Origin of the sequence: Pauljensenia sp. UMB1177 (genome assembly GCF_030217965.1) — a bacterium.
Lineage (GTDB): Bacteria > Actinomycetota > Actinomycetes > Actinomycetales > Actinomycetaceae > Pauljensenia > Pauljensenia turicensis_A.
Map to the genome: position 1 here is coordinate 138,014 of NZ_JASOOV010000001.1, position 12,570 is coordinate 150,583.

The 12,570-nt window shown below is 58.2% G+C and carries 10 protein-coding genes and 1 pseudogene; 3 read left to right on the forward strand and 8 right to left on the reverse strand.

Annotated elements, in window-relative coordinates:
• Positions 1-50: 50 nt before the first annotated feature.
• The gene (locus tag QP442_RS00585; RefSeq protein ID WP_006680847.1) at positions 51-1,364 is read right to left on the reverse strand and encodes an MFS transporter; all 1,314 of its coding nucleotides are present in this window, start codon (positions 1,362-1,364) and stop codon (positions 51-53) included.
• Between the two features lie 32 nt (positions 1,365-1,396).
• Positions 1,397-1,777: pseudogene (locus QP442_RS08675) on the reverse strand (FGGY-family carbohydrate kinase); the annotation flags it as partial.
• Between the two features lie 265 nt (positions 1,778-2,042).
• Here QP442_RS08675 and QP442_RS00590 point away from each other — a divergent pair.
• Positions 2,043-2,831 (forward strand): DUF4352 domain-containing protein, encoded by a 789-nt coding sequence (locus QP442_RS00590; protein WP_006680846.1) that lies wholly within the window; start codon positions 2,043-2,045, stop codon positions 2,829-2,831.
• Positions 2,832-3,084: 253 nt separating this feature from the next.
• Here the strand turns inward: QP442_RS00590 and QP442_RS00595 are convergent, their stop codons facing one another.
• The 3 genes from QP442_RS00595 to QP442_RS00605 all read right to left on the reverse strand — a co-directional run bounded on the left by QP442_RS00595 (position 3,085) and on the right by QP442_RS00605 (position 5,840).
• Positions 3,085-4,533 (reverse strand): NCS2 family permease, encoded by a 1,449-nt coding sequence (locus QP442_RS00595; protein WP_040318367.1) that lies wholly within the window; start codon positions 4,531-4,533, stop codon positions 3,085-3,087.
• Positions 4,534-4,609: 76 nt separating this feature from the next.
• Positions 4,610-5,470 carry a DUF3027 domain-containing protein gene (locus QP442_RS00600; RefSeq protein ID WP_006680844.1) on the reverse strand — a complete coding sequence of 287 codons (861 nt, stop codon included), beginning with the start codon at positions 5,468-5,470 and terminating at the stop codon, positions 4,610-4,612.
• Positions 5,463-5,840, reverse strand: coding sequence for a cold-shock protein (locus tag QP442_RS00605; RefSeq protein WP_006680843.1), 378 nt, complete (start codon positions 5,838-5,840; stop codon positions 5,463-5,465). The genes QP442_RS00600 and QP442_RS00605 overlap by 8 nt, the downstream gene beginning before the upstream one ends.
• Before the next feature lie 164 nt (positions 5,841-6,004).
• Here QP442_RS00605 and QP442_RS00610 point away from each other — a divergent pair, with 164 nt between their 5' ends.
• A complete protein-coding gene (locus tag QP442_RS00610; RefSeq protein WP_285069507.1) occupies positions 6,005-8,062 on the forward strand; it encodes a TPM domain-containing protein in 2,058 nt (685 codons plus the stop codon).
• A gap of 172 nt (positions 8,063-8,234) precedes the next feature.
• A complete protein-coding gene (locus tag QP442_RS00615) occupies positions 8,235-8,951 on the forward strand; it encodes a PspA/IM30 family protein (protein ID WP_103632696.1) in 717 nt (238 codons plus the stop codon).
• Positions 8,952-9,122: 171 nt separating this feature from the next.
• Here the strand turns inward: QP442_RS00615 and QP442_RS00620 are convergent, their stop codons facing one another.
• The 3 genes from QP442_RS00620 to QP442_RS00630 form a co-directional block, all read right to left on the reverse strand.
• Entirely contained in the window at positions 9,123-9,701 is a 579-nt protein-coding gene (locus QP442_RS00620) for an NYN domain-containing protein (protein ID WP_006680840.1), read from the reverse strand.
• A 107-nt stretch (positions 9,702-9,808) separates the two neighbouring features.
• Positions 9,809-11,335, reverse strand: a complete 1,527-nt coding sequence (gene glpK, locus QP442_RS00625) for a glycerol kinase GlpK (RefSeq protein WP_006680839.1) — start codon at positions 11,333-11,335, stop codon at positions 9,809-9,811.
• Between the two features lie 107 nt (positions 11,336-11,442).
• The gene (locus QP442_RS00630; RefSeq protein WP_006680838.1) at positions 11,443-12,225 is read right to left on the reverse strand and encodes an MIP/aquaporin family protein; all 783 of its coding nucleotides are present in this window, start codon (positions 12,223-12,225) and stop codon (positions 11,443-11,445) included.
• Positions 12,226-12,570: the final 345 nt, after the last annotated feature.

A 12,570-nucleotide genomic window follows, 5' to 3' on the forward strand; every position in this document is an offset into this window, starting at 1 on the left:
TCCTACTAGGCGCAACCTGCACGACGCTCAGCGCGCAGGCACTTGACACGCTACTTTCCGGTCGCGTTCCGTTCAGCTTCAGCGAGCAGAGTAGCTAGGTATGCGCGCTCCGCGGGGCCCTCGACCTCGATCGGGTGCGCCGAAACACGGAACTTGACCCGGTAATTCCAATGAATCAGACCCCACACGCCCGCGATAACTCCGATCGCTAGGGAAGCTCCACCGCCGACAAGAATCGACCAACGGGCACCAAACTGCTCGCCCACCCAACCGATGAAGGGCGAGCCGATCGGCGTCGCGCCCATGAAAATCATCGAATAGAGAGCCATCACGCGACCGCGAACACTCTCTTCCGTGGTGATCTGAATAGTCGCATTCGCTGCCGTCACCATGGTCAACATTGCAAGGCCCGTCGGGATTGCAAGAACCGCGAACGACTCATACGTCGGAGCCAAAGCCAACACAATTTCAAGCAGACCGTAAATCGCCGCGCCCGACACGATCAGACGCAGTCGAGGCTGAGCGCGACGCGCAGCAAGAAGTGAACCGGTCAAAGCTCCCACTGCCATAAACGAACCCAGAATGCCGTACTCGCCCGCAGCCTTGCCGTAGACCTCAGTCGCCATCAGGGCACTGGTCAGCTGGAAGTTCATGCCCAAACCTGACACGACCGCTACAATCACCAGGATCAGCACAATGTCGGGACGATTCTTCACATAGGAAACGCCCTCGCGAATCTGGCCGGGCGAACGCTTCACAACCTTGCGGGGAACCAAATCTGCAGAACGCATCAACGCAAGCGTCAAAACTGGAGCAAAGAACGCAACAGCGGTCACGATCATCACCCAGCCAGTACCGATCGCATCAATCAACAAACCGGAAACAGCCGGGCCAAGCAGACGCGCAGCATTAAAGGCCGTCGAGTTCAAACCGACAGCGTTCGACAAAGACTGAGCCGGAACCAGTTCAGACACAAATGCCTGGCGCGCAGGTGAATCAATCGCGCCAGCAACGCCACCCAACAACGCCAACACATACACATGCCAAAGCTGGGCTGTATTCGTCAGAATCAGCACGCCCAAGATCAAGCCCAGGAGCGCGTTCGCCAACTGCATCGCCTGTAGCAGAGCGCGACGATTCAGACGATCAGCAAGCAAACCAGCCCACGGTGACAACAACAGAATCGGCAGGAACTGCAAAGCGGTGACAACACCCACTTGCGTGCCAGAGTTCTTCGTCAGAACGGTCAGAACCAGCCAGTCTTGCGCAACCCTCTGCATCCACATGCCCGTCGAGGCAATAATGTTTCCGAAGAACCACAATCGGAAGTTGAAGTAACGCAACGAATGGAAAGTACGTGACACGCGCGGATGCGCCTCCCTAGTTTTTCGGAGACCTAAGAAATAGCTGTTTCAAGCATACGAAAAGCCCCACGGCAATGTGAACTGCTCCCGAAGACTCGAAGCGCTGAAGCCCCAAGACCCATCAGCTCCCACCATGACGCGACCTCGAACGCGATGGCCTCATACACGCATCGGGCGAGGTCCGCATCAGTGGTCCCGAGCTGCAGGCCCCAGAAGACCCCGCTCGGCGCCTTCGACCACCTACCGCGATTTTGATCGGAAAGACGGGCGAAGAAGAAGGGCACCCCCGCGTCGAGTTCCAGCGCCGCCAGTTCATCACTTCGGTCGTATGTTCCACGCGGTAGAGCATTCTTCACGTACCACCGATGCGCGGCTCCTGCAGTCGCGACCGCCGCCTCTCTGACGAAATCCCCGCGCTTGAGAAAGGCGAAGACGGGACACCACTATGCGGGACTCCACTAATCGCGCCAACGTCAGCCTCAGATGAAGCCGGTACTTGTTAAGATGAGAAACGTCACGCCGACCTCCTGCGCAGTCACTTCACTCGCTCGTCTTCAGCGTCGACATTCCATCACCACCTATGCGAAAGGCCCGAAGTGAGCACCCCGTTCGAAGGGGGGAGCTGCAACTCCTCAGGAAGTTCCCTCCCCCCCTCCCCCCGTTAATCCCCAGATCCCTGTGAAGAAGCCGCGCAATACGCTCGGACTCGTCGCGCTCATCCTCGCCATCGCCGGAACAATTCTCTCGTGTGTACCCGGCATCATAATCCTCGGGTGGATCCTCCTGCCCGCCTCCTTCGTCCTCGGACTCGTCGCCGTGCTTCAGAAGGACAAGGCCCATGGTCAAGGCCTCGCAGCGATCATCATTTCCATCGTTGGAACCATCGTCGCAGCCATTGCTTTCATCGCCGTCATCGACCACGCCGTAGATCAGGCGCTGACCACTGAGACCACGACCTCGACCCCCGCAGCCTCGTCGCCTCAAAGCACTCCCGCCGAATCGAACGCCCCCGCTACGAATGAGGGCGATGCCGGCTCCTCCAGGGAGAATCCTCTCCCCATCGGCTCGGAGATCACGACGAAGGACTGGAAGGTCACCGTCAACTCCGTCGACCTCAATGCGGATGAGAAGGTTGCCGCCGCAAGCGATTTCAACGAGCCGGCCACGGATGGCTTCTCCTATGTTCTTATCAACATAACGGCCACCTACCTCGGCAATGACTCCCAGGGTCAGATGCCCTGGGCGACGGTCGACTTCGTCAGCAAGGACGGCAAGACGTACAACCTGGCGTCTTCTCAGAAGCTGACTGTCGCGCCGGAGGAGTTCGACCAATTGTCTCCCCTTTTCAATGGCGCATCGACGACCGGAAACATCGTCATCGAGGTCCCGACCGATGGGATCGAGCAAGGCACTCTCGCTGTCCAGGCGGAACTGCTTGCGGATAAGAAGTTCTTCGCCGTCAAGTAGTCGAGTCGATTCCACTGTACATCGGGGCCGTTGGAGCATCACTGCATCGACGGCCCCGCTGGCTTATCACGCACCGACGAACGCCCTCGCGACCTCGAGGAATGAACTGCTCCCCTTTAGTTGGACTGAGAAATCAGACACCGACTAATGGGGAGCAGTTCAATGCACCGTGGGGTCTTTCCATTCGGACGATTGGTGATCAGTCAAGCAGAGCATCACACCTCTGCGCATCACACGATCTGTTGCGAGGAGATCAGACTCCCAGCAGAGCCTGGATCGGCCCAAGCAGGAAGTAGACGACGAAGAGGATCGAAGCCAGCCACATGAGCGGGTGGACCTTCTTCGCACGGCCAAGAACAACCTGGATGACGGTGTGAGTAATGAAGCCAACGCCGATACCGACAGAGACGGAGTAGCCGAAGGGCATGAAGGCGATGGTCATGAACGACGGAAGAGCGATTTCCGGGGCCTGCCAATCGATCTCGGTAACCTGGGTCATCATCAGGAAACCAACGAAGACCAGAGCGGTCGAAGCGGCTTCGGTGGGGACGAGCTCCATGAGCGGTGCAAGGAAGGTCGAGAGGAGGAAGAGGATACCGGTGACGACAGACGCAAGACCTGTGCGTGCGCCTTCAGCGACACCCGCTGCGGACTCAACGTAGGAGGTGTTCGAGGAAACGCCACCGAAACCACCGACGGCGGCGGCGAGGGAGTCGATCACCAGGATTTCGCGAGTCTTCGGTGGGTTGCCCTGTTCGTCGAGCAGATTGCCTTGGGCGCCGACGGCGACCATGGTACCCATCGTGTCGAAGAAGTCAGCCAGCATGAGCGAGAAGATCAGCAAGGCGACGGAAACAATGCCTACCTTACCGAATGCGCCGAACATGTCGACCTTGCCGAGCGTGTTGAACACGGGGACGGCAACAGGTGAACCGTCGAGAGCCGGAATGGTCTGGCCCCAACCGGTAGCGTTCTCATCCGATTTCATACCAAGGTGAAGAACGGCTTCGACGATGACGGCCAGAATCGTCGAAGAGACGATCGAGATGAAGACGGCACCCTTGACCTTACGGATGTAGAGGACGAAGGTCAGAAACAGGCCGAAGACGAAGACCAGGGTCGGCCAGCCCTGCAGGGAGCCGTTGATGCCCAGCTGAACCGGGGTGGCGCCTGCGCGGACGATACCGGCGTCAACCAGACCGATAAGAGTGATGAAGAGGCCTAGACCAACGGTCAGAGCGGTCTTCAGCTGATGAGGAACAGCCTTGAACACTGCCTCACGGAAGCCGGTGAGAACCAGGATCAGGATGATGATGCCTTCCCATGCGACAAGACCCATGGCCTCTGCATAGCTCAGGCCCATGCCTATAACCATGGTGAAAGCAACGACAGCATTGAGGCCCAGACCGGCAGCAAGTGCCAGCGGATAGTTGGCGACAACACCCATGAGGATGGTCATAACGCCTGCAACAAGCGCGGTACCTGCCGCAATACCCTGAGCAGTAATAGAGCCATCCTCCGGCAGTGCTGCCCCGAGGATGGCTGGATTCACGACAAGAATGTAGGCCATGGCGAAGAACGTGACGACACCGCCACGAATTTCCTGGCCGATCGAAGATCCGCGTTCGCTGATCTTGAAGAACGAATCAATTGAACCTTTGGCCGCTGATTGGGATGAAGCGGCAGTCTGTTGTGTGCTCACGAACTCATCGTGCCAACGTGCGAAACTCACAGGCAAGAATCGTGTCGGGCGCCACAACACAATGTGGACACCGTGCCTACGGGGTCACATTCACAGGCATTTTCTCGGTGTCCAGTGCACCGTCGTCAATACGCGACGGGCGAACCGACCACTGGGTTCCCTGCTTGGCAACATCAGTTTCCGAGTGTGCGCCGCAGGTGTGATCGAGGCTGACCACGCGACCATCATCGGGAGCCCATTCGTTGGCGCATACACCGAACACCGTGCGCATCGAACCCGACAGTTTCACCAAGAAACCACAGGTTGAGCACGAGTTACGTGGCGGGCGAGACGACTTCGGTCCCTGCTCAGACTTGTACCAGCGATCAACGGCAGCACTACGGCCTTCTTCGGACAGGACGCGCTTGCGACCCAAGCCGATTTCCTTCAGCTCCGGGTAGTCAATGTCCTCGCCGACATCTTGGAATGACTGCTCAAGGCGGGCATCTTCTGCCTGGTAGGGGAGGATATCGTCGCGCGACAAATCGCCTGGACGCAGGCGGTCTTCCCACGGGATCCACTGCGGAGCAAGCAACGCACCATCGCGAGGAAGCATGTCGACCTCACACACGGTCGCGTGACGCGAACGCGGAACGCGCGCAACCGTCACTGCCCACGCCCAACCGACATAGCCGTCGTCGGCGGAAGCGAAATAGTGGGTTCCGATGCGCTCTGAGTCCATGACGAACCCAAGGTGTTCACCGATGGGACGCGGGTGGGCAACAGCCTTCGCGGATTCACGAGCAACGTCGACTGCTTGGGCAAGAACCGCGTCCTTCTTCGGGGTGCGCACCGCTCCCTTATGCGTTGAAGGCGAGCGCGACGAAGTTTTCACCGTTGTGTCATTGGCGGGCGTCTGGGGTGCAGGCGCAGTATCGCCAGCGTGTGTGTCAGGCATCGAAATCCTCGGCTACTGCTTTAAGAACCTTCGCGATCTGAGGCGCGTTCTCGGGGTACTTTCCGCGACGCAAGCTGGTCGAGGAAGCATCGAGCAGTTTGATGAGGTCCTCAATCACGGGGACCATGGCTTCAGGCTTGCGGTGACGCGCCGCCGCAAGCGACTTCTTTGGGGTCAGGATGCGAACAGTCAGTGCCTGTGGACCCTTGCGTCCGTCAGCGACACCGTACTCGACGCGCGTCCCCGGCTTCACCGTTTCAATTCCTTCGGGGAGCGCCGAAACGTGCAGGAATACTTCCATACCGTCGTCACCGCCGATGAAGCCGAAGCCACGATCAGCATCGAAGAACTTCACCTTGCCAGTAGGCATGTTGCTCCCCTTTCCTTTAGGAATCATTCGTTTTCGTTCGTCCTGTCATTCTAATGCGCCCGCCACCTTAATGCGCTACATGCTTTCAACGCCAAATGAATACGGGGCGGGTAACATCGAGTTATTGAACGCTTGCAGGTCGGCTCAAAGGTCAGGAGATCCCCATGTCGTTCCGTTCCGCTGTTTCGCGTGCGTGCGCCAGTGCCGTTGTCGGTATCGCCCTGATTGCAGACCTTGGCGCGCCAGCACTTGCCACATCCCCTGTCACTATTTCAACGTCGGTGACCGACCCCTCGGGTTGGCTCAGTGACTCTCACGTTTCGGAAATATCCTCTTCCGCGGACGAGGCCGGGTCTGCCGGTTTGCAGGTTTATTTCGTGACGGTTCCCGATTTTTCGGGTGCTGAGCCAATTGAATGGTGCAAGACTTCGGGTTTGAACTCCGGATTGTCACATCAGTCGATCATCTACGTGATTGCCTATGAAGAGCGCATGTTCGCAACGTGTGGCAACGCTGATCAGCAACTTGTCACCGATTCGGATATCACGCGCGCAACGTCGGCAGCAAAGAAAGTTCTTGCCGCATCGAATCCTCTGGACGCTGATACGACGACGGATGCAGCAACAACCTTTATTTCAACGTTGACATCAACCGTGACAGGTCAAACCTCGTCCTCTTCTTCACACTCTTCGTCGACCGACGCTCCTTCCTCCGAGAAGTCGGGATTCAGGTGGATCCGCACCGTTGTCATCCTTGTCGTTATCGGTGGACTGATTGTGTTCTTCGTGAAGCGCAACAAGGCGAAGGGCACTTCAACCCCCGCTCCGAAGGCAACCGCTGACCGCCCTTGGGCACCCGGCGATCAGCTTCCGTCATTGACCGAGGATCAGGTACTGGCCCTGACCAACCAATCTTCGACTCTGCTCCTTCAGGCAGACGAACTGGTACGTTCGGCCGCCGATGAGCTTGATTTCGCGCGCGCTCAGTTCGGTGAAACGAAGACCGACGCATATGCGAAGGCACTTTCTGCCGCTCAAGCGGGCATCGCGAAGGCATTTACTGCCCAGCAAACGATGAACGAGGCCCCCGATTCTCGTTCGCGTACCGAGGCTGCGCTTACGCTGCAACATGAGTTGAACCAGGTCATGCCAGCTTTGGTTGAGCAACAGAAGGCATTCAGCCAGCTTCGCGATGAAGAGGCAAGCGTTCCCACGCAGGCCACGGACGTGAAGACGCGCATTTCTGAGGCAATCGCAGCGTTGCCCAGCGTGGAAGCTGAACTCACCGCCCTTCAGACGCTGTACTCGTCCACGACCGTTGCCTCGTTGACGGACAATCCTCAGCAGGCACGCGCTCTCCTTGATTCAGCGTCGGTCGCTGCGAACCAAGCAACCTCCCTCGCAACCTCTGATCCGTCAGCAGCACTGGTGCAACTCGATATTGCTCGCCGAGCACTCGCGATGGCGGGACACCAGACCGAGGCAATCATGAGCGCCAAGCACGATCTCGCTGCCGCGAACGAGGTTCTGACGAAGGCAATTGCTTCGATCACCTCGGATCTTTCCGACGTGACGACCCTGAAGGCAGACTCAGCAGCGTTCGCACCGCTTGTTGCCGAAGCACAGAAGGCTGTAGCCGAGGCTCAAAGCGCACGCACAGGAAGTGGTGACCCGCTGGCTGCGCTGGAAAACCTACGTTTGGCCGAATCTCAGCTGGACGCCGCGCTTGAACCACTTCGTTCTCAGGCTGACGCAAGAGAACGCAAGGTCCAGGCAGCACGGAACGCCGTGTCCGACGCTCAAGCCCAGTACGCGCGAGCTGACTCTTACATTCAGGGACGCCGGGGCGTCATCCCGTTGGACGTCCGTTCCAAACTCGCTGAGGCTAAGGCTGAACTCGATCAGGCTGTTGCACTTGTCCAAACTGACCCCGATCAGGCAACGACCCTGGCGAAGAGCGCGCGTAGCGCGGCCCTTACCGTGCTGTCAACCCCGATAAACGATCCCTCATACAGGCAGGCTGATCAGTTCAAACACCACACGAATAGAAGCGGTGGAATCTTCACCGATAACACCGGCCTTGGCAATGCCCTGCTGTGGTCTGTCCTGATGGATGTCGGTCGTAGCCTCGGGCAAGGAGGAAGCTCCGGTGGCGAATTCTCTGGCGGAGGCTTCGGCGGAAGCGGTGGCGGATTCGGTGGCGGTAGCTCCGGCTCCTTCTGATCTGAACATATGGCTGGTGCCTTGCAGGAATGCCCTGCAGGGCACCAGCCATCTCGGCTCCACCTTCACACCGAACGGATATGCAGTCCGTTCACAGGAAGTATTCGGTGTCACACTCTAAAATGGAGGTGACGCGATAATCGCGCAATCCATCCAGCGAAGGACAGGAACAATGGCAGAAAAGCAGTCCATCATCGGTCGCATTTCCCAGCTCGCAAAAGCAAACATCAATGCCCTCTTGGATCGCGCTGAAGATCCGGCAAAGATGCTTGACCAGCTGATCCGTGACTACACGAACTCCATCGCAGAAGCCGAAACCGCAGTCGCCCAGACTGTCGGCAACCTGCGTCTGGCAGAAAAAGACCACGAAGAAGACGTTGTCGCAGCAGCTGACTGGGGTCGCAAGGCTCTGGCCGCTTCGCAGAAGGCAGACGAAATGCGTGCAGGCGGCGATGCTGCAGGCGCTGACAAGTGGGACAAGCTCGCCAAGGCAGCGATCGGCAAGCAGATCACCTTTGAAGGCGAAGCCAAGGACGCAGAACCAATCATCGCCTCACAGACCGAGGTTGTTGAGAAGCTCAAGACCGGCCTTGCTCAGATGAAGGACAAGCTCGAAGAACTCAAGTCCAAGCGCGATCAGCTGGTGGCACGGCAGAAGACCGCAGAGGCACAGACCAAGGTCAATGACGCTGTCGCATCTATCAACGTGCTCGATCCGACGTCAGAGCTCGCACGCTACGAAGAGCGTGTCCGTCGCGCCGAAGCACTGGCACAGGGTCAGGCAGAGGTCGCGGCCTCGTCCCTCGACGCACAGTTTAAAGAACTCGAAACCGACGCCTCCGAGATTGAAATCGAAGCGCGCCTGGCAGAGCTCAAGAACAAGGACTGATCGCTCAGCTCGAACGTCATTGCGACCAGCGAGTAGCTGAATCAAACAGAAGTGGTGTGGGGCAGTGCCCCGCACCACTTCTGTTTGAGGTTTGACGAACTATCCGGCACCTGATCGCCTCAGGCACAGGCATACTGACGCACAGGCCCCAAACAGCCCGGCTGGCGGTTTTTACAGGTAGTCGAACGGGTTGAAGTCGTCGACGTCGATGATGCTCAGTCGCGGTAGAGTTACCTGGAATGCGTGCAGATCGTATTCGAGGTCAAGGATCTCCAAGCCCTTGGCTTCCAGCTCATGGAAAGCGGTCGACAGGAATTCGCGGAAGCAGAGGATCGCGACACGACGTCCCTGATCCAGCAGACGCTCAACTTGAGGAGCGAAATCAGCGTCATGGCTGGCAAGAATGACCGAGCCCGAGTCCAGCTCTGAGATCGCATCCATCGTGCGCTGCAAACCAAGGTCAACGACCTTCACGTCGGCAGGACCCGAAAGCGGGATCACCGAGTAGTTCATGGCGATGAGTGCTTGAACGAATCCCATCGGTAGCGAACCGGAAGAACCGTTGAGGAAGAAGAGGCCCTTCGCTTCACTTCCCCAGTGTTCTTCGGCGCGTTCAAGGACTCGATTCCAGCGCGGGCGTTCTTCTTGATTCGGACGACGATCCAACACTGACATACCAAGAGTGGCATCGATATTTTCGCCGTCAACGATCAAGTAGGTTTTTTCTTCGTTAAATGAATAGTTATCCATAGGGTCAAGAGTAAAAGATTATTACGCGAAAAGGGCGTTGCTCGACACCTATCGTGCCGAGCAACGCCCTATCGAGTGGAAACTACCTACTCACGTGCGTGAGCAGATCACTTCACGTCTTCGTCAACCCAGTCGAAGGTGCGGGTAACAGCCTTCTTCCAGAGGCGGTAGGTGCGATCGCGCTCTGCGGTGTCCATGGACGGCTTCCAACGCTTGTCTTCCTGCCAGTTGGCAATGACATCGTCTGTGCCATTCCAGAAGCCGACTGCGATACCGGCTGCGTAGGCAACACCCAGAGCGGTCGTCTCTGCAACGACCGGGCGGATGACGTCCACGCCGGAGATGTCAGCCTGGAACTGCATGAGCAGATCGTCAGCCGTCATACCACCGTCAACCTTGAGTTCCTTCAGCGGGACGCCTGCATCGGCGTTCATTGCATCAATGAGCTCTGCGGACTGGAATGCGGTCGACTCTTCGACTGCGCGGGCAATATGGCCCTTGTTCACGTAGCGGGTCAGGCCAACGATCGCACCGCGAGCGTCGTCCTTCCAGTACGGTGCGAACAGACCGGAGAATGCCGGGACGAAGTACACGCCACCATTGTCTTCAACGGTCTGAGCGAGCTTTCCGATCTCGGAGGACTTCTCGATCATCCCGAGGTTGTCACGCAGCCACTGAACCAGCGAGCCTGCAACTGCCACGGAGCCTTCGAGCGCGTAGACCGGCTTGGCGTCACCAAGCTTGTACAGCACGGTCGTCAGCAGACCGTTGGTCGAGAAGACGGGCTCTTCACCCGTGTTCATCAGGGTGAAGCAACCGGTGCCGTAAGTGTTCTTCGCGGTGCCCTTTTCGAAGCAGGCCTGACCGAAGGTTGCAGCCTGCTGGTCACCAAGGATGCCGGAGATCGGAACGCCTGCGAGCAGACCATTCGGGCGACCGGTGCCGTAGGTGTCTGCGGATGCCTTGATCTCGGGGAGCATTGCCGGCGGGATGCGGAAGTCGGCGCAGATGTCTTCGCGCCACTTGAGCTCACGAACGTCCATCAGCAGGGTACGGGATGCGTTGGTCACGTCGGTTGCGTGGACGCCACCGTTAACGCCACCGGTCAGGTTCCAGAGAACCCAGGTGTCCGGGGTGCCGAAAAGCAGGTCGCCTGCCTCTGCCTTCTCACGTGCTCCCTCAACGTTGTCGAGGATCCAGGTAATGCGAGGTGCGGACGGGTAGGTTGAGATGTTCTCGCCGGTGATCTGGCGGTAACGTTCGGTACCCAGCGGGTCGCCTGCTGCGACGCCACGGACGATTTCCGAAGTACGGGCGTCCTGCCAGACGATTGCGTTGTAGACGGGCTCGCCGGTGTTCTTGTCCCACACGATGGTGGTTTCACGCTGGTTAGTGATGCCAACAGCAGCAAGTTGGGTGGCGTTGATTTCTGCCTTCTGAAGCGCCTCGGCGACGACGGTGCGAACCGATTCCCAAATCTCTACGGGATCGTGCTCAACCCAGCCCGGGTTCGGGAAGATCTGGGTGAATTCCTTCTGACCAACCGAGACGATTTCGCCGGAGTGGTTGAAGACGATCGCACGGGAGGACGTGGTGCCCTGGTCAATCGCGAGAACGAATTTTTCATTAGACATGACTGATGTCCCTTCTGTTCACTTCTTTGTGTTTCAGATAGAAACGTGGGGTCCCAGACGAGTCCGCCTGGGACCCCACGCAAGGTTAGAGTGCCAAAGCTCTAGGTTCAGGCCAAGCCGGAGCCGAATGCAACGAGTGTTGCGACGATGGCGCCGATGATCGGGCCGACGACCGGGACCCAGGAGTAGCCCCAGTCGGAGCCACCCTTACCCTTGATCGGGAGAATTGCGTGAGCAATACGCGGGCCGAGGTCACGGGCCGGGTTGATCGCGTATCCGGTGGGGCCACCGAGCGAGTTACCGATGACGACGATGATCAGTGCAACGCCGAGCGGGCCAATCGCGGTTTCGGTGTAGCCGGAGACGAAGACCCAGAGGATCAGGACGAAGGTGCCGATGGCCTCAGTGAGGGTGTTCCAGAATCCGTTGCGAATCTCGGGAGCGGTCGAGAAGACGCCGAGCTTGAGGGCCGGGTCGAGATCTTCATCGAAGTGCTGCTTGAAGGTCAGCCAGCAGAGGATTGCACCAACGAATGCACCGAGGAATTGAGCTGCTAAGTAGATGCCAACGTTTGCTGCAGTGACGGCAACGCCGGGGGCCAGTTCGACGGACGAATCCATCATGTGACCGACGGCCTTAGCAATGGTGACTGCAGGGTTGAGGTGGCCACCCGAGTCGTATGCGACGTAGACGCCTGCGAGAACTGCGAGGCCCCATCCCCAGTTAATCATGAGCCAACCGCCGCCGTTGCCCTTGGACTTGGGCAGGAGGTTGGTAGCAACGACGCCACCACCGAGGAGGAGAAGGACTGCTGTACCGAGGAACTCAGACATGAAGATATGTCCGGCAGTGAGTTCATGCGGCGCAAGAGGAAGAAGTGTTGCGAGCATTTTTCCAATCTTTCTTCGATGCTTCGTTGCATCGAATTGTCGGGCGGTTTCCCACCCGCAGGGTTCCTTTAGCGAGACAGGACTGATCACGCCAAGTGCGAAAAGTCTACCGCGTCACATACGAATTCTTTTTCAAGACTCCGCTTGTTTCGCAGGACCGCTCGTGAGCACTTTGCGGTCGCAGAACAAACCCGCGCTGACCTGTGATGTCTTCACCTGGACACCACACAGTATGACAGCGTTTGCACATCGAACCTGCCCCTGTGCACAACCGTGCATCTGAGGGGACACTTACCTCTCCAATGTGTGCACGCTCACCAAATCGCACAGTCTCCCAAAGGATTG